This window comes from Pigmentiphaga sp. H8 (assembly GCF_003854895.1).
GTDB lineage: Bacteria > Pseudomonadota > Gammaproteobacteria > Burkholderiales > Burkholderiaceae_B > Pigmentiphaga.
Genome location: NZ_CP033966.1, coordinates 5,785,950 through 5,806,446, shown reverse-complemented (window position 1 = coordinate 5,806,446; position 20,497 = coordinate 5,785,950). Strand labels below are relative to the sequence as shown.

Annotated in this window: 17 protein-coding genes; 16 read left to right on the top strand and 1 reads right to left on the bottom strand. The window is 69.2% G+C overall.

Translation table 11 applies throughout. The features are described from left to right. Positions 1–20: 20 nt before the first annotated feature. The 4 genes from EGT29_RS27470 to EGT29_RS27455 all read left to right on the top strand — a co-directional run bounded on the left by EGT29_RS27470 (position 21) and on the right by EGT29_RS27455 (position 4,571). Complete coding sequence (locus EGT29_RS27470; protein WP_161568005.1) at positions 21–1,010, top strand: tripartite tricarboxylate transporter substrate binding protein; 990 nt, start codon at positions 21–23, stop codon at positions 1,008–1,010. A 30-nt stretch (positions 1,011–1,040) separates the two neighbouring features. Continuing rightward, positions 1,041–1,421, top strand: coding sequence for a RidA family protein (locus EGT29_RS27465; protein ID WP_124691978.1), 381 nt, complete (start codon positions 1,041–1,043; stop codon positions 1,419–1,421). Beyond that, entirely contained in the window at positions 1,418–3,691 is a 2,274-nt protein-coding gene (locus EGT29_RS27460) for a penicillin acylase family protein (RefSeq protein ID WP_124691977.1), read from the top strand. Before EGT29_RS27465 ends, EGT29_RS27460 begins: the two co-directional genes overlap by 4 nt. 127 nt (positions 3,692–3,818) lie before the next feature. Beyond that, on the top strand, positions 3,819–4,571 hold the full coding sequence (locus tag EGT29_RS27455; protein ID WP_124691976.1) for a hypothetical protein: 753 nt from the start codon (positions 3,819–3,821) through the stop codon (positions 4,569–4,571). Positions 4,572–4,587: 16 nt separating this feature from the next. On the opposite strand, the gene EGT29_RS27450 is transcribed toward EGT29_RS27455, so the two are convergent. Beyond that, the gene (locus tag EGT29_RS27450; protein WP_124691975.1) at positions 4,588–5,487 is read right to left on the bottom strand and encodes a LysR family transcriptional regulator; all 900 of its coding nucleotides are present in this window, start codon (positions 5,485–5,487) and stop codon (positions 4,588–4,590) included. 375 nt (positions 5,488–5,862) lie between these two features. On the opposite strand from EGT29_RS27450, the gene EGT29_RS28560 reads away from it, so the two are divergent. The 12 genes from EGT29_RS28560 (at position 5,863) to EGT29_RS27395 (ending at position 20,422) form a co-directional block, all read left to right on the top strand. Then, positions 5,863–6,018, top strand: coding sequence for a hypothetical protein (locus tag EGT29_RS28560; protein ID WP_161568004.1), 156 nt, complete (start codon positions 5,863–5,865; stop codon positions 6,016–6,018). A gap of 38 nt (positions 6,019–6,056) precedes the next feature. Then, the gene (locus EGT29_RS27445) at positions 6,057–6,422 is read left to right on the top strand and encodes an SMR family transporter (RefSeq protein ID WP_124691974.1); all 366 of its coding nucleotides are present in this window, start codon (positions 6,057–6,059) and stop codon (positions 6,420–6,422) included. A gap of 9 nt (positions 6,423–6,431) precedes the next feature. Then, positions 6,432–6,764, top strand: coding sequence for a multidrug/spermidine efflux SMR transporter subunit MdtI (gene mdtI / locus EGT29_RS27440; RefSeq protein ID WP_124691973.1), 333 nt, complete (start codon positions 6,432–6,434; stop codon positions 6,762–6,764). Between the two features lie 46 nt (positions 6,765–6,810). Continuing rightward, entirely contained in the window at positions 6,811–7,884 is a 1,074-nt protein-coding gene (gene hemE / locus EGT29_RS27435; RefSeq protein WP_124691972.1) for a uroporphyrinogen decarboxylase, read from the top strand. Between the two features lie 401 nt (positions 7,885–8,285). Then, positions 8,286–10,493 carry a primosomal protein N' gene (locus tag EGT29_RS27430; protein ID WP_370283078.1) on the top strand — a complete coding sequence of 736 codons (2,208 nt, stop codon included), beginning with the start codon at positions 8,286–8,288 and terminating at the stop codon, positions 10,491–10,493. A gap of 200 nt (positions 10,494–10,693) precedes the next feature. Continuing rightward, positions 10,694–12,718, top strand: coding sequence for a UvrD-helicase domain-containing protein (locus EGT29_RS27425; RefSeq protein WP_124692542.1), 2,025 nt, complete (start codon positions 10,694–10,696; stop codon positions 12,716–12,718). A 189-nt stretch (positions 12,719–12,907) separates the two neighbouring features. Further along, positions 12,908–15,001, top strand: a complete 2,094-nt coding sequence (locus tag EGT29_RS27420; protein WP_124691971.1) for a hydantoinase/oxoprolinase family protein — start codon at positions 12,908–12,910, stop codon at positions 14,999–15,001. 16 nt (positions 15,002–15,017) lie between these two features. Further along, positions 15,018–17,204: a hydantoinase B/oxoprolinase family protein gene (locus EGT29_RS27415; RefSeq protein WP_124691970.1), complete on the top strand. Its 2,187-nt coding sequence runs from the start codon at positions 15,018–15,020 to the stop codon at positions 17,202–17,204. Between the two features lie 11 nt (positions 17,205–17,215). Further along, positions 17,216–17,974: a dienelactone hydrolase family protein gene (locus tag EGT29_RS27410; RefSeq protein WP_124691969.1), complete on the top strand. Its 759-nt coding sequence runs from the start codon at positions 17,216–17,218 to the stop codon at positions 17,972–17,974. Positions 17,975–17,976: 2 nt separating this feature from the next. After that, positions 17,977–19,116 carry an extradiol dioxygenase gene (locus EGT29_RS27405; RefSeq protein ID WP_124691968.1) on the top strand — a complete coding sequence of 380 codons (1,140 nt, stop codon included), beginning with the start codon at positions 17,977–17,979 and terminating at the stop codon, positions 19,114–19,116. 54 nt (positions 19,117–19,170) lie between these two features. Beyond that, positions 19,171–20,034: an alpha/beta fold hydrolase gene (locus EGT29_RS27400; RefSeq protein WP_124691967.1), complete on the top strand. Its 864-nt coding sequence runs from the start codon at positions 19,171–19,173 to the stop codon at positions 20,032–20,034. After that, a complete protein-coding gene (locus EGT29_RS27395) occupies positions 20,027–20,422 on the top strand; it encodes a RidA family protein (RefSeq protein ID WP_124691966.1) in 396 nt (131 codons plus the stop codon). Before EGT29_RS27400 ends, EGT29_RS27395 begins: the two co-directional genes overlap by 8 nt. Positions 20,423–20,497 lie beyond the last annotated feature (75 nt).

The window sequence follows — 20,497 nt, the reverse complement described above, 5'->3', positions numbered from 1 at the left end:
CTTTTCGACGGAGTGTAATGATGAACGTCCGGCATGTCAGCCGCCTGCTGCGGGCCTGCTTCGCGCTGGGGTGCGCATTGGCGGCATCGGCCGCCGCCGCGGCGGCGCCGGATTGGCCGGTCCGGCCGGTGCGGCTGGTGGTGCCCTTCGTGGCGGGCGGGGGCGCTGATGTCGCGGCCCGCCTGATCGCGCTCAAGGTGCAGGAGCGGCTGGGACAGCCCATCATCATCGAGAACAAGGCCGGCGGCAATACGCTGATCGGCGTGCAGGAAGTGTTGCGCGCGCCGCCCGACGGCTACACGCTGCTGTGGTCCATCGACCAGACCTTCGTGCTCAATCCGGCGCTGTACGAGAAGCTTCCCTACGATCCCAAGAAGGATTTCACGCCGATCTCGCTGGCCGTGGTCGGCCCCAACGCCGTGGTGGCGCGCAGCCAGCCCAAGGATCCGGCCAGCGTGGCCGACCTGGTCGAACGGGGCAAGTCCGGCGGCGCCGACCTGAATATCGGCGCCGCGGCCATCGTCTCGCAGATCCTGGTGGACACGTTCAACGACGCGGCCGGCACGCAGGCCAGGCGCGTGCCGTTCAAGGGCAGCGCGGAAGTGGCGCAGGCGCTGATGGCGGGCACCGTCGATGCGGCCTTCGACGGGATCGCGCCCTATGCGCAGTTCGTGAAGTCCGGGCGCGCGCGTTTTCTGGCGGTGAGTTCGGCGCGGCGCTTCTCGGGCCTGCCCGCTGTGCCCACGCTGGACGAACTGGGGTTCAAGGGCATCGATATGTCGGTCTGGTTCGCCATCGTCGGGCCCTCCGGCCTGCCCGCCGGCATCGCGCAGCGCGTGGCCGGGGCGGTGGAGTGGGCGGTCAGGCAGCCCGACGTGGTCGACAAGCTGCTGGCGTTCGGCTTCGAGCCGGCGCCGCGCAACGATCCCGAGACCCTGCGGCGGCAGATCGCGGTCGACCTGGACCGCTACGGTCCCATCATTCACAAGCTGGGTTTCAAGCTCGACTGAGCAATCCCGGCATCCACGGAGCAAACCATCATGCAGATCGCGGACTTTCCCCTGCCTTTTCCGCGCGCGCCCTATAGCCGCGCCATGTTCGACGACGACTGGGTCTTCGTGTCGGGCACCATAGGCATGGACTACACCGCGCAGAAGCTGGCGCCGACGGTCGAGACGCAGACTCGCCTCATGCTGCGCAACATCGCTTCCTACCTGGAGGCGGCGGACGCGCGCCTCGAGGACATCGTCAACTACACGCTGATCATCGATGACATGGCCCACGTCCAGCCGGTCATCGGCGTGCTGGCCGACGACCTGCCCTGCAAGCCCACGGGCACGGCCATGATCGCGGGCATCGCCTATCCCGGCGCGCATGTCGAGATGCAGGTCATCGCCCGCAAGCAGGGCAGGGCGTCATGACGCCGGCTCGGTGGGTGCGGGCGGGCGTGGCGGCATGCCTGGTCGCCGGATGCGGGGGTGGCGACGATTCGCCGCCCGCCCCGCCCGCGGCGCGTTTCGATGCGCAGGTGCGCTGGACGACGTACGGCGTGCCGCACGTCAAGGCGAACGACCATGGCGGCCTGGGGTACGGCTACGGCTATGCCGTGGCGCGCGACCAGCTGTGCGCGCTGTCCGATCGCGTCATCACCTTGCGCGGCGAGCGGTCGGCCCGCTTCGGCGCGGATGGCAAGGCGCTGGTGGGCTTCCTGCCGCTGCCCAACCTGGACAGCGATCTCTTCTACCGCATGCAGTTGTCGGCGGACGACGTGGACACGGCCTGGAAGGCGCTGTCGCCGCAGGCCCGCGCGCTGGCCGAGGGCTACGCCGCGGGTTTCAACCGCTACGTCCGCGACCATGCGGAGCCCGCCGCGTGCGGCGGACTGTACCCGCCGACGATGGTCGCCACCGACGTGCTGCGCGCCGTCATGCAGATCGGCACCTTGAACCGGAGCTTCCTGGCGGCGCCTTTCGCGTCGGCCTCGCTGTGGGACGACCTGGACCAGCCGGCGCGGGCCGCCGCCGCGCCCGCGCCGCCCCGCCTGGGCATGGCCAGCAACACCTGGGTCTATGGCGCCGAGGCCACCGGCACGGGCGCCGCCATCGTGGTGGCCAATCCGCATACGTACTGGCAGGACCACTGGCTGCTGATGCACCAGATGCACCTGACCATTCCCGGTGAACTCGACGTCATGGGCGCGGACTTCCTGGGGGTGCCGCTGCCCCTGTCGGGCTTCAACGACGCGGTCGCCTGGAGCATCGAGGCGCCTTCCACGGTGACCTACGGGCTGCCGCTGCGGCTCGACCTGCGGCCCGGCGCGAGCCCCGCCTATGTGGTCGACGGCGTGTCCCGCGCCATCGAGCGGCGCGTGGTCGAGATCGGCGTGCGGCAGGCCGATGGGTCCACGCGGACCCAGGCCTATGCGGTGCCGTACACCGCGCTGGGTCCGCTGTACCGGCTGCCCGCCGCGCCGGGCCGGCCCGCCGGATGGTATGCCATCACCGATGCCGCTGCGGGCGACGCGCGTGGTCTGGACCAGATGCTGCTCGTCGCGAAGGCCCGCAGCACCGCCGATTTCCAGCGCGCCGTGAGCGGGCATCGCGGCATTGCCGCCCACCTCGTGGCGGGCGACAGCGCGGGCAACGCCTTGTTCATCGAATCGGGGCCCATCCTGGACATCGATGACGCCGGCCTGGCCGCCTGCGCGGTCGAAGCCACGCCATCGGGCCGCGTGCCCGCCGCGCTGGACGGTTCGCGCGGCGCATGCCTGCTGCGCGACGAGCACGGCCGCCCCCGGCTGGCGCCGGCGGACCGGATTCCCGCGCTGGCCACGCGGGGCGTGGCCTACAACGCCAACGACAGCTACAGCCTGTCCATCCACGGCGAGCGGCACGACCGCTACTCGGTCCTGTTCGGCCGGCCCGATGCCGAGCCCAATGGCCGCACCCGGATGTCTTACCGCCTGGTGGCCGAGATGCTGGCCGCGGGCAAGGTAACGATGGAGCAAGCTGTGGACGTGGTCTTCGGCAACCGCAACTACGCGGCCGAAACCTTGATGGACGGCATCGCCGATGCATGCGCCACCGCCACGGGCGACGCCGCAACGGCCTGCGGCGTGCTGTCGCGCTGGGACCGGCGCAACAACGCCGACAGCCGCGGCGCCCTGCTGTTCGGCGAACTGTGGCCCAGGCTGGGTGCCATCGAGAACCTGTACGCCCAGCCGTACGACGCGGCCGATCCGCTGCGCGTGCGTACCCTGTCCGGCAGCGCCCCGGTCCAGGCCGCCGTGCTCGCGGCGCTGGCCGACACCGTTGCCGACCTGGGCACCCATGGCCTGAAGGGCGACGAGACATGGGGGCGCATGCTGGCGCGGCCCACCGCCGCGGGCCGCGTTCCGCTGCACGGCGGATCGGGAGACCAGGGGATACTCAATGCGCTGGAGGGGGCGCCGCTCGGCCCCGAGGGCTACGGCGACATCGTCGCGGGAACGGCCTACATGCACGCGGTGACCTGGACCGGCGGCAAGCTCGTGGCCAAGGTGATGGCGGCCAACGGCCAGTCCCCCGATGCCGCCTCGCCCCATCATGACGACCAGGTCGGGCTGCTGTCGCGCAAGCAACTGGTCGATGCGCCCTTCACCGACGCGCAGATCGCGGCTTCGGCGGTCGAGAGCCTGCACCTGGCGGAGTAGTCCGGAGATCATTAACGACCCGGCTCGCGGCAACTGGATACGCAGAATCGCGCTTGTTGGTTTCTCTGATTGAGGCCTTCGTCACGGGCTCCTAGTCTGGCGGCTCGGACAATCTGGGGGCAGCGACATGAGGGGAATGATCGATTGCGGCGTATTGATGGTGCCCGAGCATGCGGGCTGGATGCGCGAGCTGATGGAAGACTGGAAGGATGCGCGCGAGCGCATTGCATTGCATGGCGTGCAGCTGGACGCGCCATCGGTGGGCGCGTCAGCATCCGCCGATGCGCTGCGGCGCCAGGCGCTGGCGCTCAAGCGCTACGACGTCTGTCTGCTGCCGGTCACCCTGTCCACCCTGGGATGGACACGCACCGCGATGGCCGTGGCCGGCGACACGTTGCAGACCCCCGTCCTGGCGCTCGCGCGCGAAATGAGCGCCGCCGGGCTGCAGGACTTGCTGTCGCTTGGGCTGGACGATTTCATGCGCTATCCGATGTGCGGGGAAGAATTCAAGACACGCCTGGTGTTGCTTGCGGGGCCGGGCAAGCCGCCGGAGGCCTGCCCGGCCGCCGATGCGCCGCCGGACGAGGCCGAGGCGCAAGACGACCACGAAGCCGAATCCACAGGTCGAGACGAAAATGCCAATTTCGTCTCGCGCGAACCGTTCCAGTCGGCCAAGGCCAGGATCGTGACCGAGTTCGAGCGCCACTACATTTCCGACATGCTGCTGCGCTACCAGGGCAACATCTCGCAGGCGGCCCGCGCGGCGCACAAGAACCGGAGGGCGTTCTGGCAACTGATGCGCAAGCACGAGATCGTGGCGGATCCCTACCGGCGCCGGCCCCGTGCTGCCGCCATGGGCCGGCCGCCGGCGGCGGCGTGACGAGCGTGGGCGCGCCTTAGCCGCGCCCCGACCCGAACACCGACACCAGGAAATCCACGAAGGCCTTGATGTGGGGGGGCACCGGGCGGCGCGCGGTGTACAGCACCGCGATGGGCGGGCCCGGGCGCTTCCAGTCGGGCAGTACCTGCACCAGGCGCTTTTCCGCCAGCGACTGCGCCAGCAGGAAGTCCAGGTCTTCGTAGATGCCCAGCCCCGCCAGCGCGCAGGTCAGGCCCGCGCGGGTGTTGTCCACGATCAGGCGGCCCTCGGCGGCCATGCTTACCGTCTGCTTGCCCTTGACCAGTTGCCAGTCGTAGGGACGGCCGGTGTCCGGATCCCAGAACTCGATCAGCCGGTGCCGGCGCAGCTCGTCCGGGTGGCGCGGCGCGTGGTACAGCTTCAGGTAGGCGGGGCTGGCCGCCATGATGTAGTTGCCCCGGCCCAGCAGCTTGAAGCGCAGGGGCGAGTCGCGCAGCGGACCCACGCGCAGGCCGATGTCGGCGCCCGAGACGGTGGGATCGACCACGCCTTCGTTCAGCGAGATGCGCAGCGAGATGTCGGGATACGCCTGGACGAATTCCGGCAGCCGCGGGATGACGCGCGCGTTGGCGACCGATTCGGCCATTTCCACGTGCAGGTGGCCTTCGGCGCGGCCGCTGCGCGTCTGGATCTCCGCGTCCAGCTCGGCCAGCCCTTCGAGCAGCATGCCGGCGCGCTCGGCGTAGCGGCGGCCTTCGCGCGTGAGCCAGACGCGCCGGGTGGTGCGATTGAGCAGCTGGGTGCCCAGGTGCCGTTCCAGTTCCTGGATGTGGCCGGTGATGGCCGAGCGGGAAACGCCGAGCTTGCGGGCGGCGCCGGTGAAGCTGCCGGTATCGGCCACAGCCAGGAAGGCGCGTATGGGAGTCAGGCGGTCCATTGTTCAAGTATAGATAACAATGTAGTCAAGGCATCGAAGCAATGACACCCTATACTGGAATACGCAATCAGTATCCTTTTTCATAGGGAGCGACCCCATGTTCTGCCCGCTGTTCCGCGGACCGATCGCAAGGCGCCCTGCCACGTTCGCCGCAGGATATGCCCGAATCGCCGTCCATGCCCCGCATGGTGCCCGGCCGGTTCTCCGCAGCCATCCTGCCCGTGTCTTCCGCGCTTCCTCGATCCTGCCCGCACCGGGTCGTTAGCGTCGTCCGGACGCCCGTGCCGCCGTGCACGCAACCAGACCTCGCCATCACGCACGACCGCCGCGCCAGCCGCATGGCTGCTCGCGCTCGTCAACTCAAGGAAGCGCATCATGAATACGCCCATTACCCATCGATTCACCCCCGCCGCCCCGCCGGCGATGCCGAACCCCGCGTTCGCGTTCCGCCCGGCCGAGGTTCTCGTGGCCGCCGCCAAGGTGCTGCTGCCCTTCGTCATCATGGCCGGAATATTGTTGCTCGCAAGGTAACAATTCCGCAATACAGCCATGAGAACGAGGAGCGCATCATGCGACATTGGTTTTTTCTTGCCATCGCCATCGTTGCCGAGGTGGCCGGCACCAGCTTCATGAAATGGAGCAGTATCCACGGACACCTGGGCGGCCTGGCCGCGATGTTCGTCCTGCTGGGCGCGTCGTACTACGCGCTGTCGCTGGCCGTGACCCGCGTGCCGGTGGGCCTGGCCTACGCCGTCTGGGAAGGCGTGGGGCTGGTGGCGATCACGCTGGTCAGCCTGGCCTGGTTCGGTGAAAGCATCGGCCCCGCCAAGGCGGCCGGCATCGCCGCCGTGCTGGGCGGCATCCTGCTGATCAAGCGCGGCATGACACCCGCCGCGGACGAGGACACCGTTGCCGCGCTTGCCGCCCCGCGGTAAGGGGTCGCCATGCTGGATTCCTTCACCTGGTTCCATGGGGTCATGCTGCTGGTCGCGGCGGGCCTGGAAGTGGCGGCCAACATTTTCCTGAAACTGTCGCGGGGCTTCACCCGCAAGTTGTACGGGGCGCTGTCGATCGCCCTGGTGTTCGGCGCCTTCGCCTGCCTGTACGTGGCGGTGCAGGGCATCGAGCTGTCGGTGGCCTACGCCGCCTGGGGCGCGCTGGGCATCCTGGCCACGGCGCTGGCCGGCCGGGCCCTGTTCGGCCAGCGGATCCGGCCCGCCGGCTGGGCTGGCATGGGGCTGCTGGTGATCGGGCTGCTGCTGATGAAGTTCGCTTGAGCGCCACCCAGGTAAAATCCCAGGCTTCTCTTTGCCGAGGTCCGCCGTGTCCGAGCCCAAACTCCAGAATGACGTCTTTTTGCGGGCTCTCGCACGCCAGGAAACCGAATACACCCCGGTCTGGCTGATGCGGCAGGCCGGCCGCTATCTGCCCGAGTACAACGCCACCCGCGCGCGCGCCGGCTCCTTCCTGGGCCTGGCCAAGAATCCCGATTACGCGACCGAGGTCACGCTGCAGCCGCTGGCGCGCTTTCCGCTGGACGCCGCCATCCTGTTTTCCGACATCCTGACCGTGCCCGACGCCATGGGCCTGGGCCTGGACTTCGCCGCGGGCGAGGGGCCGCGCTTCGCGCGCCCGCTGCGCACCGAGGCCGACGTGGCCAACCTGGCCGTGCCCGACATGGCCGAGCTGGACTACGTGTTCGCCGCCGTCAAGCAGATCCGGCGCGACCTGCACGGCCGCGTGCCGCTGATCGGTTTTTCCGGCAGTCCGTGGACGCTGGCCTGTTACATGGTGGAAGGCGCCGGGTCCAGCGACTACCGCACGGTCAAGACCATGATGTACAGCCGGCCCGATCTCATGCACCGGATCCTGAGCGTGAACGCCCAGGCGGTCGCCGTCTACCTGAATGCCCAGATCGAGGCGGGTGCCCAGGCGGTCATGATCTTCGACAGCTGGGGGGGCGTGCTGGCCGACGGGCTGTTCCAGGAGTTCTCGCTGGCCTATACCCGGCAGGTCCTGGCCGGGCTGGTGCGGCAGCATGAAGGCCGGCAGGTGCCGGCCATCGTGTTCACCAAGGGCGGCGGGCTGTGGCTGGAAGAGATCGCCGCGTCCGGCTGCGATGCCGTCGGCCTGGACTGGACGGTCAACCTGGGCAAGGCGCGGGCCGCCGTGGGGGACCGCGTCGCCTTGCAGGGCAACCTGGATCCGATGACCTTGTTCGGCGGCGCCGACCGCATCCGGGCCGAAGTGGCGCGCACGCTGGACAGCTACGGTACGGGGCCGGGCCACGTCTTCAACCTGGGCCACGGCATCTCGCAGTTCACGCCGCCCGAGGCGGTCGAGGTACTGGTCGAGGCCGTCCACCAGCACAGCCGCGGGCAGCGCGCCGGCGCCTAGGGGCTGTGTGGACAAGCCCCCGCTACGCGGGGCGGGCATACCAGTGCTTACCCGTATTGTCTGGCATGCGGATTCAACTTATGCACATTCGGGCATGGGCCGGGAACATATCTTGCAAACTCGATGGGACTACGGCTGTAGGCTTTAAGTAGTTGATTTTTCTAGGTTTTAGTGAATCTGTATCATTAGATCCCAAAGCAAGCACTTTTCGTCTACGTCCTATTACCTTATTTGTGCGCCGGTTGTCCCCAAAGTTATCCACAGGTTTCGGCACGAAAAAAAATCCCCTGTCGAATAGTGGGGTTAGCAAAGTTTCAGAGGTTTTACTTTAAGTTCCCGCGACGGTGACGCCGTGGTCTTTCGCCGGAGTTCGACAGTTGTCCACATCCCCGTCCGTCCCTCTGTCCCTCGTCCCGCCGCCAGGCAGGGAGGAAGGGACGACCTGGGTGCGCGTGGCGCTGGACGTGCCGCTGGCGGGACTGTTCGACTACCGCGCCCCCGCCGGTGCGCGGGTGGGACAGCGCTTGCTCGTTTCCTTCGGCCGGCGGGAGATGGTGGGCATCGTCATCGAGACCCCGGCAACGCCGGCGGTGGCGGTCGAGCAGGTCAAGGACGTGGTGCAGATGCTGGACGATCTGCCTCCATTTCCCGATGATTGGCTGAAGTTGGCGGCTTTTGCGGCCGATTACTATCAACATCCGCTGGGCGAGGTCATGTTGCCCGCGCTGCCCGGGCCCCTGCGCAAGCCCGCGGCCTACCAGGGCTTGCGCGCGGCGGGCGGACCGGTGGCCCGGCTGGATGCGAAAGCTGCGCGCGCGGCCAAGCCCAAGCGGACACGGCGCAAGAAGAGCCCCGCGGAAAGTGAAGAGCAGGCACTTACTTCTGAAGAAAGCGGCTCTGTACCTGAAAATCCAGAGTCGGCGCCCCCGGCGTCGCCGATTTCCCTGCCCACCCTGAACGCGTCCCAGCAGGAGGCGGTGGACGCGTTGTCGGGCCTGTCGGGCTTCAAGCCTGTCCTGCTGCATGGCGTGACCGGCAGCGGCAAGACCGAGGTCTACCTGCGCGTGGCCGAGCGTGTCCTGCGCGAGGGCCGGCAGGTGATGCTGCTGGTGCCCGAGATCAACCTGACGCCGCAATTGGAGCAGGTGTTCCGCCGGCGGCTGGAGGCCATCGCGGGACCGGGCGGGGTGGCCGTGCTGCACAGCGGACTGGCCGACGGCGAGCGGCTGGAGGCCTGGCTGCGGGCGGTGCGTGGGCAGGCCCGGGTGCTGCTGGGGACGCGGCTGTCGCTGTTCACGCCGCTGCCCGATCTGGGCCTGATCGTGGTGGACGAAGAGCACGACCCTTCCTACAAGCAGCAGGAAGGACTGCGCTATTCCGCCCGCGACCTGGCGATCTGGCGCGCCCGCGACCGCGGCGTGCCGGTGATCCTGGGCTCGGCCACGCCGTCGCTGGAGACCTGGCACCATGCCCAGTCCGGCCGCTACCTGCTGCTGTCCCTGCCGCAGCGAGCCCTGGCCGCCGAACCGCCGCGCATCCGGCTGCTCGACACCCGCAACGTGAAGCTCCAGCAGGGCCTGGCGCCCCCGCTGCTGCAAGCCGTGGCGCAGCGGCTGGAAAAGGGCGAGCAATCGCTGATCTTCCTGAACCGGCGCGGCTACGCGCCCGTGTTGCATTGCGATGCCTGCGGCTGGGTCAGCGGCTGCCCGCGCTGCTCGGCCTACATGGTGCTGCACCGCCAGCCGCCGCGCATGTCGGGCGGCCCCGGGCGCCACGAGCTGCGCTGCCATCATTGCGGCTGGCAGCAGCGGGTGCCGATGGCCTGCCCGGACTGCGGCAACCAGGACCTGCAGCCCATGGGCCGCGGCACGCAGCGGCTGGAGGAACACCTGGGCGAGCTTTTCCCCGGCGCGCGCATCGCGCGCATCGATGCCGACAGCACTCGCCGCAAGGGCAGCGCCCAGGAACTGTTCGCCCGCATGCACGCGGGCGACATCGACATCCTGGTCGGCACGCAGATGGTGGCCAAGGGGCACGACTTTCAGAATCTGGGCTTCGTCGGCGTGCTCAATGCCGACGCCATGCTGTTCTCGCACGACTTTCGCGCGCCCGAGCGCCTGTTCGCGCAATTGATGCAGGTGGCGGGCCGCGCCGGACGCGCGGGCACGCCCGCCGAGGTCTACATCCAGACCGGCTATCCCGAGCAGCCGCTGTACCAGGCGCTGGTGCGCCACGACTACGCGGGCTTCGCGCGCTATGCGCTGCGCGAACGCGAATCGGCGGGCCTGCCGCCGTTCGCCTACCAGGCCCTGCTGACCGCCGAGGCGCGCGAACTGGCCCAGGCGCAGGCCTTCCTGGCGCAGGCCCGCGCCTGGACCGATGGGACCGATTCGTCCCAGGCCGCGGATATGTCGCGCATTACGCTCTATGATCCTGTACCGCTGCGCGTGGTTCGCGTGGCCAATGTCGAACGCGCCCAGTTGCTGGTGGAAAGCGACAGCCGTCCCGCGCTGCAGGGTTTCCTGCGGGCCTGGGGCGGCGTGCTGCCCGGCCTGGCGGCGACCGCCCGGGTGCGCTGGCACCTCGAGGTCGATCCGCTGGAGATCTGATGCGCGATCGCCGGCCGCCGTCCACGCCCGCCTCCCGATTACCGTCCGCGCGGCCGCCCGCCGCGCGCCATCGATAGCCAAGCTTCCGTATGACTGCCTCTTCCCCCTCCGCCGCGACCCGTGCCATGGACCGCGCCGACTCGCGGCTGAACAAGCCCGACGGGCGCGCATCGCACGCGCTGCCGCCGCTCGACGCCGGCATGAACCCGGCGCAGCGCGAGGCCGTGCGCTATCTGGACGGCCCGTGCCTGGTGCTGGCCGGGGCGGGCAGCGGCAAGACCCGCGTCATCACGCAGAAGATCGCCTATCTGCTGCGCGACTGCGGCTATTCGGCGCGCAACGTGGCGGCGCTTACCTTCACCAACAAGGCCGCGCGCGAGATGGCCGAGCGGGTCGGGTCCGTCGCCCCGCCGAATGCCATCAAGGGCCTGACCATCAGCACCTTCCACTCGCTGGGCGTGAAGATGCTGCGCGAGGAAGCCAAGCAGGTCGGACTCAAGCCGCAGTTCTCCATCCTGGCGGCGGATGACGCCATGGGCATCGTGCAGGAGCTGGTCGCCACGACCGACAAGGGCCTGATCCGCGCCGTGCAGAACGCCATCTCGCTGTGGAAGAACGCGCTGGTCGAGCCGGACCAGGCCGAGCGCCTGGCCACCACCGACAGCGAGCGCGACGCCGCGCGCGTGTACCGCAGCTACAACGCCACCCTGCGTTCCTACCAGTCCGTCGATTTCGACGACCTGATCCGCCTGCCGGCCCGGCTGCTGGAGTCCGACCACGAGGCGCGCGAGCGCTGGCAGTCGCGCATCCGCTACCTGCTGGTGGACGAGTACCAGGACACCAACGCCTGCCAGTACCGGCTGGTGCAGTTGCTGACCGGACCGCGCGCGATGCTGACCGCGGTGGGCGACGACGACCAGGCCATCTACGCCTGGCGCGGCGCGACCATCGAGAACCTGGCCAAGCTCACCACCGACTATCCCAACCTGCGCGTCATCAAGCTCGAACAGAACTACCGTTCCATGCAGCGCATCCTGGCGGCGGCCAACAGCGTCATCGGCCACAACCCCAAGCTGTTCGACAAGAAGCTGTGGTCCGACCTGGGCGTGGGCGATCCGATCGGCGTCATCCCCATGGACGACGAAGAGTCCGAGGCCGAATCCGTGGCCATGCGCATCTCCGCCGCGCGCTTCGAGCTGAAGGCCGACTGGCGCGACTTCGCCATCCTCTACCGCAGCAACCACCAGGCCCGCATACTCGAACAGGCGCTGCGCAACCTGAAGATCCCGTACATGGTGTCGGGCGGGCAGAGTTTCTTCGACAAGGCCGAAGTGCGGGACATCATGGCCTACCTGCGCCTGATCGCCAACGACGAGGACGATCCGGCCTTCATCCGCGCCATCACCACGCCCAAGCGCGGCGTGGGGCAGTCGACTCTGGAAGTGCTGGGCACCTACGCGGGCGAGCGCGAGATCCCGCTGTTCACCGCAGTATTCGAGACCGGCCTGGAGCAGCGCCTGCAACCGCGCCAGCTCGGGCCGCTGCGCGAGTTCTGCGAGTTCATCAACCGCATGCAGTGGCGCGCCGGCGCGGCCAAGGGCGACGCCGCTCCGTCGGGCGAGAGCGCCTCCGAGATCCTGGACGACCTGGTGCGCGCCATCCAGTACGAGCGCTACCTGTACGACCACTTCGACGAACGTGGCGCGCAGAACCGCTGGCAGACGGTGCTGGACCTCCTGGGCTGGCTCAAGCGCAAGGCCGAGGAAGACAAGATGAGCCTGATGGACCTGGTCCAGCACATCGCGCTCATCACCATGCTCGAGAAAAGCGACGACGAGGATCCCGACCTGGTGCGCATGTCCACGCTGCACGCCTCCAAGGGCCTGGAGTATCCGCACGTGTTCCTGATCGGCACCGAGGAAGGGCTGCTGCCCCACCTGGGCAAGGACGACGAGGAAGGCGACCCCGCCAAGGCGGCCGAATCGCTGGAAGCCCGTGTGCAGGAAGAACGCCGCCTGATGTATGTCGGCATCACGCGCGCGCGGCGCACGCTGAACGTCACCTGGTGCAAGAAGCGCAAGCGCGGCCGCGAGGACATCGCGCGCGAACCTTCGCGCTTCATCAAGGAAATGGGGCTGGAGACCGACGAGGTGGCCGACGCCACGCCGGGGCTCAGCGCCAAGGAAAGGCTGGACCGGCTGAAGTCCCTGCTGAAGAAGGAGTGAGCCGGCGCGGGCGTCGACAGGCGCCCGCGTGCGGCTATAAAAGGGTAATTACCTAGTCTTTTAACATTCTATAGTTCTATACATAGAATGTTTTTCGGGTTCTAATAGCGCCAGATTCGGACGCGGCCGCGTGGCTGCCGTGTGCCGGGGAACGATCGCCCGCTGGGGCGGCATCTGGAGGAAAGACTCGTGTCTTACATAGGTACGGATATCGGAGGGACGTTCACCGACCTCGTTCTTCTGTCCGACGACGGCGACGTGCGCATCTTCAAGGCACTGACCACGCCCGACGACCGCACGCGCGGCGTGCTGGACGCCATGAAACTGGCGGCCGAGGAACTGGGCATTCCGGCCGACCGGCTGGTGGCCGAACTGAAATACTTCTCGCACGGCACCACCGCCGCGACCAATGCGTTCATCGAGCGCAAGGGCGCGAAGACGGGGCTGCTGACCACGCGCGGTTTCGAGGACACGCTGCGCATCCAGCGCGCCATGGGCGGCTGGATCGGCATGCCCACGCACGAGATCTCGCACTTCTCGAAGCGCCGCGTGCCCGAGCCCATCGTGCCGCCGGACCTGATCAAGGGCGTGGCCGAGCGCGTGGACTACAAGGGCGAAGTCATCGTGCCGCTGGACGAGGCGGCGGCGCGGCAGGCCATACGCGAGCTGCGCGAGGCGGGCGTCGAGGCCATCGCCATCAGCCTGCTGTGGTCCTTCCGCAATCCGGCGCACGAGCAGCGCCTGGCCGAACTGGTGGAGGAAGAAGCGCCGGGGCTGTTCGTGACGACGTCCTCGCTGCTGGTGCCCATCATCGGCGAATACGAGCGCACCTCGACCACGTCGATCAACGCCTATCTGGGCCCGGTCATCCATCGCTACATCAACGGGCTGGAAGGGGCGATCCGGCGCTTCGGCTTCAAGGGGCCGATCTCCATCATGGAATCGGGCGGAGGCGTGCTGCCGGCGGCCGAGGCCGCGTTCCAGGCCGCCAACCTGCTGACCTCGGGTCCGGCCGGCGGCGTGCTGGCCTCGCAGAAGCTGGGCGACCTGCTGGGCTACCGCAACGTGCTGACGGCCGACATGGGCGGCACCAGCTTCGACGTGGGCCTGATCGTGGACGGCCAGCCGCTGCTGGAAACCGTGCGCGAAGTCGGCCGCTTCCACGTGGCGCTGCCGTCGATCAAGGTCACGGCCATCGGCGCGGGCGGGGGCTCCATCGCCCGCGTGCGCGATGGCCACCTGACCGTGGGCCCGGAAAGCGCGGGCTCCACGCCCGGGCCGGCGTGCTACGGCCGCGGCGGCGTCGAGCCGACCATCACCGACGCCGACGTGGTGCTGGGCATCATCGATCCGCGCTACTTCCTGGGCGGGCGCATGGGGCTGGACGTCGAGGCCGCGCGCGAAGCCGTGCGCAAGCACGTGGCCGAGCCGCTGGGCATGAGCGTGGAAGAGGCGGCCGCGGGCATCCGCGAGGTCGCCAACAACCAGATGGCGGACCTGCTGCGCCGGGTCACGCTGCGCGCCGGCTACGATCCGCGCGACTTCGTGCTGATGGCCTACGGCGGAGCGGGCGCCACGCACGCGCACCAGTATGCCGAGGTGGCCGGCATCGGCAAGGTGGTCGTGCCCAACACCGGGCCAGCGCATTCGGCCTACGGCACGGTCACGGGCGACCGCCACCGTTCGTTCTCGCTGGCGGTGGGCCAGCACGCGCCGGCGCGCTTCAAGCGGGCGTCCGAGCACATCGACATCGCGGCTCTGAACGAGGGTTTCGGCCAGATCGAGGCCCGCGCGCGCGAAGCGCTGGGCGACGACGTCACCATCCACCGCTACATCGGCATGCGTTTCCGCCAGCAGGTGCACGAGATCGGCGTCGAGGTGCCGGCCGGGCAGCTCCAGGCCGCCGACGTCGATGCGCTGGTGGATGCCTTCGAGGCGCAGTACGAGCGCATCTACGGCAAGAACACCGCGCTGCGCAGCTCGGGCGTGGAGTTCACCGTGGTGCGGGTCGAGGGCACGTCCCCGGTCATCAAGCCGGCGGCGCGCCAGGTCGAGGGCGCCGGCCGCTCGAACCGGCCGGTATCCGACCGCCAGGTCTATTTCTACGGCCACGGCTTCATCCGCGCCGACATCTACCGCAGCGAGGACGTGGGCCCCGGCCATGCCATCGCGGGCCCCTGCATCATCGAGCGGCCCGACACCACCATCGTCGTCGGCCCGGACCAGTCGGTCGAAATGGAGCCCTACGGCAACTTCGTGATTTCCATCGCGCGCAACCAATAACGCTATCGAGACGAGCATGCATCAGGTCTACGAATACACGGCCAAGGAGGCCGACCCGATCACCTTCGAGGTGATCCGCCACCGGCTGCTGTCGATCACCGACGAACAGGCGGCCACGCTGGCCTCGGTGTCGGGGTCGGCGCTGGTGAACGAAGCGACCGACTTCAACACCGGCCTTTACCGCGCCTTCGGCGAAGTGGTCACCATGGGCAAGACGGTGACCTTCCACGCGGCCTCGCTGTCGCTGATGGTCAAACACGTGATCGAGGACTGCGAGGACTCGGTCGGCATCAATCCGGGCGACATGTTCATCGTCAACCACCCGCACAAGGGCGCGCTGCACTGCCCGGACGTGGGCGTGTTGGCCCCCATCTTCGTCGATGGCAAGCGCATCGGCTGGACCGGCGCCTGCGCCCACCAGCTGGACGTGGGCGGCATGGTGCCGGGCAGCTTCGCCTCCATGGCCAAGGACATCCGCCAGGAAGGCATGCTGATCCCGCCGGTCAAGATCATCGACCGCGGCGAGCTGCGCAGCGACGTGCTGAATTTCATCACCGGCATGTCGCGCCTGCCCACCAACATCAGCCTGGATCTGAAGGGGTTGATGGCGGCCAACAACATCGGCGTGAAGAGCCTGCTGGACACCATCGCCAAGTACGGCGTGGATACGGTGCTGACGGTGATGGACGGCATGATGGGCCTGTCCGAGACCAAGATGCGCAAGCGCCTGAAGGAACTGCCCGACGGCGTGTTCCGCGCCCAGGCCTTCCTGGACCACGACGGCTTCGACAACAAGATCTACAAGATCCACGTCGAGCTGCGCAAGCAGGGCGACCACATCGTGTTCGATTACACCGGGTCCGACCCGCAGGCGCCGGGCTTCGTCAACGCGACGCGCACGGGCCTGCTGGCCGGGGTCTACGCCGGCATCCTGCCGGTCATCGCCTATGACCTGCCGTGGAACGAGGGCCTGCTGAGGCCGCTGGAAGTGCTGTCCACCGAAGGCTCGATCGTTTCGTGCAAGTTCCCCGCGCCGTGCAGCCAGGGGCCGCTGGGCGCGATGTGGCTGGTCGAGGTCACCACCACCGAGGTCATCTCCAAGCTGATGGCCACGCATCCGGACTACCTGGCCGAGGCGCAGTCGTCGCCGGCCAGCGGACCGGACCTGTTCCACATCCACGGCCGCAACCAGTACGGCGAACCGGCCACCGCGCCCATCCTGGAAGTGATGCTGTCGGGCGGCGGCGCCTATGCGCACCGCGACGGCGTGAGCGTTTCGGGCCAGCGCAACATCACCGCCGGCCGCGCGCCCAACGTCGAGACCACCGAGCTGAAGCTGCCGGTGCTGTACATGTACCGCCGCATCATCACCGACAGCTCGGGCGCCGGCCGCAACGTCGGCGGCCAGGCCGCGGGCGCGGCCTTCGTGCTGCACGGCGTGGACGAGGTCGAGTCGCTGGTCGCCTGCCACGGCTACCAGTCGCCCACCTCGCGCGGCCTGTTCGGCGGCTATCCCAGCGGCTGCAACCATCGCCGCTTCCTGCGCCATAGCAACATCCGCCAACTGCTGGCCGACGGCGTGTTTCCCGACCGCATGGACGGGCTGGAAGGCGAGGAAGTGGAGTTCAACGCCAAGCCGCCGGAGTTCGAGTTCGGCAAGGACGACGTCTACGAATGCAATCCCACGGCCGGCGGCGGCTGGGGCGATCCGCTGGGCCGGCCGGCCGACAGCGTGGCCGCCGATGTCGCGGCCGGAGCCTTCTCGGCCCAGGTGGCCGAACACATCTTCGGCGTCGTGACCAAGGGCGGTGTGCTGGACGAGGCCGCCACCGGCGCCGCGCGCGCCGCGATCCGCCAGCGCCGGCTGGCATGGCCCGCCGGCAAGACGCTGGCCGCGCTTCCGAAAACCGGACAGGCCGAACCCGTGGCCATCGTCGGCGACGTGGCGCGCATCGTGCGCGCCTCCGGCACGCCTTACCTGGTCTGCAACAGCTGCGACACGGCCATCGCGCCGGCGGCGGAGAACTGGAAGGACTACGCGCGCCACCACCTGGCCACCCCCGAGGACCTGGGCCCGCGCGTGCGCATCCACCACGACCTCGAGGTCGTCCAGCACGCCTGCCCGCATTGCGCCACGCTGCTCGACGTCGAGGTGCGCCGCAAGGGCGAGGCATCCCTGTTCGACATCCAGGTCGCGGCCTGAAGGAGGCATCCATGAACAAGCGAACCAGCCATGGCCGCTGGGTGACCTTTCCCAGCGGCGCCGACCAGGTGCGGGGCTACCTGGCCGAGCCCGACGGCGACGACGTGCTGGGCGCGGTGGTCTGCGCGCCCGAGAACCTGGGGGTGACCGAGCATCGCCAGGAGGAAACGCGGCGGCTCGCGGCCGAGGGTTTCATCGTCCTGACCGTGGACCCGTACAGCCGCATCGGCGGCCGGCCGCCGCAGGACTACACCACCGCCGAGGAACGGCGCAGCAAGGCCTTCATCGCCGCGCGCGACGAGGTCGTGGTGCCCGATTGCCAGGCGGCGCTGGCCTGGCTGCGCACGCAGCCCCGGGTGGGCCGCGTCGGCGCGCTGGGCTATTGCCTGGGCGGCGGCACGGTGCTGGCCTGGGCCGCCGACACGCAAGACCTGGCCTGCTCGGTGGTGCTGTACGCGCTGCCGGTGGTGCCCGCCGCCTATGCGCCCGACGGCCGCGACCGCTCGCGCATCGCGCTGGCGCCGCGCATCCAGGCGCCCATGCAGCTGCACTTCGGCGACGCCGACGAAGCCATTCCCATGGACCAGACCCTGGCGCTGAAGGAAGCGCTGGAAGCGCGGGCGCCCGCGCCCATTTCCTTCCACGTCTACCCCGGCGCGCGCCATGCCTACATGGACAGCACGCTGGAGCGTTATTCGCCCGAGGCCGCGGCACTGACCTACGAGCGCTTCGTGGACTTCCTGCATCGCCATCTGGACGCGGGAGGCTGACCATGAGCGAAATCGTCTGGGCCGCGGCCACGGCCCATACGGGCGCCATGATGCGCGCGCCCAAGGGCGACCCGGACGACCTGGCGCGCGCCGACCGGGTGTTCCAGGCCTTCTCGGCCCTGTCCGCCTCGCTGCGGGCCGCGCGCCCCGACGTGCTCGTGGTCGTCGCCACCGACCATTTCCTGACCTTCGACCAGGCCGCGCTGCCGGTGTTCGCCATCGGCACCGGCGCGGCGTTCCCGGGGCACGGGGAATTCGGCGTGCCCAAGCGGGACTACACCGGCGTGCCCGGCCTGGGCGAGTCGGTGCACGCGGGCATGGTGGCGGCCGGCTTCGACGCGGCCGGCGCGCGCGGCCTGCCGCTGGACCACAGCTTCTCGTGCCCGCTGCAATTGCTGCTGGCCGGCTGGGACGCACCGGTGCTGCCGGTGTACGTGAACTGCACCATCGAACCGCTGCCGCGCCTGGACCGCTGCCTGGCTTTCGGCCGGGCGCTGGGCGACGTGCTGCGCGCGCAGGAACGGGCGCCGCGCGTGGCCGTGCTCGGCACCGGCGGCCTGAGCCACTGGGTCGGCATGCCCGAGACCGGGCACATCAACCGCGATTTCGACCGCCGCTTCCTGGAAGGCTTCGCCGCCGGCCGCTTCGACGAGATCGCCGGCTGGAACGCGGCCGAGGTGGTGCGCAGCGCGGGCAACGGCGCTGCCGAGATCCGCAACTGGCTGCTGGCCGCGGGCGCGGCCCGGGCCACGGGCGCGCGGGTGGCGGCCTACGAGCCGGTGCAGGCCTGGGTGACCGGAATAGGCGTGACCGAACTGCTGTTGCCCGAGACGGACACACGTGAGGTCTTGCCCGCGCGGGCGGGCGGGGCGGACCGCGACCGCCATGCGCTGGAGCGCTACCTGTTCCGTTTCGACAAGGAGCCGGCGTTGCAGGCGGCGCTGCGAGCCGATGCCGGCGACGCGTTCGACGGCTACGGGCTGGACGACGAGGAACGGCGCGTTCTGCGCGAGCGCGACCTGGCCACCTTGTACGAGTGGGGCGTGCATCCGCTCCTGATCCGCAACTTCGCCGGAACCCTGGAACTGCGCTACGTGCAGGCTTACCGCGACCGTGGCCTGCTGCCGCGGCACGGCAACTGAGCAAGCGGGCCCCGCGATGGGCGGGGTCCATCTCTTCGACTGGAGACATCGACCATGAATGACACGGCAATTCGTTCGCGCTGGGTACTGGCCAACGGCGTGCGTACGCACTACGCGGAAGCGGGCGACCAGGGCCGCACGCTGGTGGCGCTGCATGGCGGCGGCGCGGGCTCGTCCGGCGCCTCGGGCATGGGTCCCGTGCTGCCGCTGCTGGGCAAGGACTTCCGGGTGGTCGCGCCCGATTCCATCGGCGGCTTCGGGCTGACGGACACCCAGGCGCCCACGCCCTACGGGTTGATCAGCCGCGCGGCGCACACCGCGGATTTCGTCGATGCGCTGTGCCTGGACAAGTTCTCGGTGCTGGGCAATTCGCAGGGCGCGTGGTCGGGCGCGTACTACGCCATGCTGCATCCGGACCGCGTCGAGAAGCTGGTCATCGTGTCCTCGCTCACCATCGCCGGCTCGCTGGGCCTGAAACAGGCGCCGAACGAGGCCATGCACGCGCTGATGGGCTATGACGGCTCGCGCGCCGGCATGAAGCGCCTGCTGGAAGCGCTGATCATCGACAAGTCGCGCATCACCGACGCGCTGATCGACGAACGCCAGCGCGCCGCCACGCGGCCCGGCGCGTACGAGGCCTTCCAGCGCATGGCGCAGGGTATCGACTTCGTGCGCAACGACCCGGTGCTCAAGCTCCAGACCCAATGGCAGGAAGCGCTGCCCGCGCTGACGCGCCGCATCCCCACCCTGATCCTGTGGGGCGAGGAAGATACCTTCGCCGTGCCCGCCACCGGCCGTGCGCTGGCCGAGATGCTGCCCGACGCGCGTATCGAATGGGTGCCCGGAGCCGGCCACCAGGTGCAGACCGACGCGCCGGACCGCGCCGCCGCCATCATCCGGGAGTTCCTGAATGGATAGGCAGAGCATGCCGCAGTCGCCGGACGCGCCCGACCGCATGGCCGGCATGGTGCCTGGCGTGCGGGCCGGAGGCTTCCTGTTCCTGTCGGCCATACGCGGCCGCGACCCGGCCACCAACCGCATGCCCGACGACCCCTACGAACAGGCCTGCCAGGCGCTGCGCAACGTCCAGGCGGTGCTGGCCGCGTCCGGGGCGACGCTCCAGCACGTGGTGAAGGTCACGCTTTATCTGCATGACCTGGACCAGCGCAAGGGCTTCCATCAGGCGTGGATGGAGTTCTTTCCGCAGGATCCACCCGCCCGCATCGCGGTGGGGGTCGCGGATGCCAACGGCGCGCCCGGCGGCAACGCCCACTATGCGCTGGACGTGATCGCGCTGGCGCCGTGACGGGAGCGGCTCGATTGCCAGCGCCCGCCGCGCCCCGGCACAATATGCGTTTGCGCCCCGGGCGCGAGACTGGCC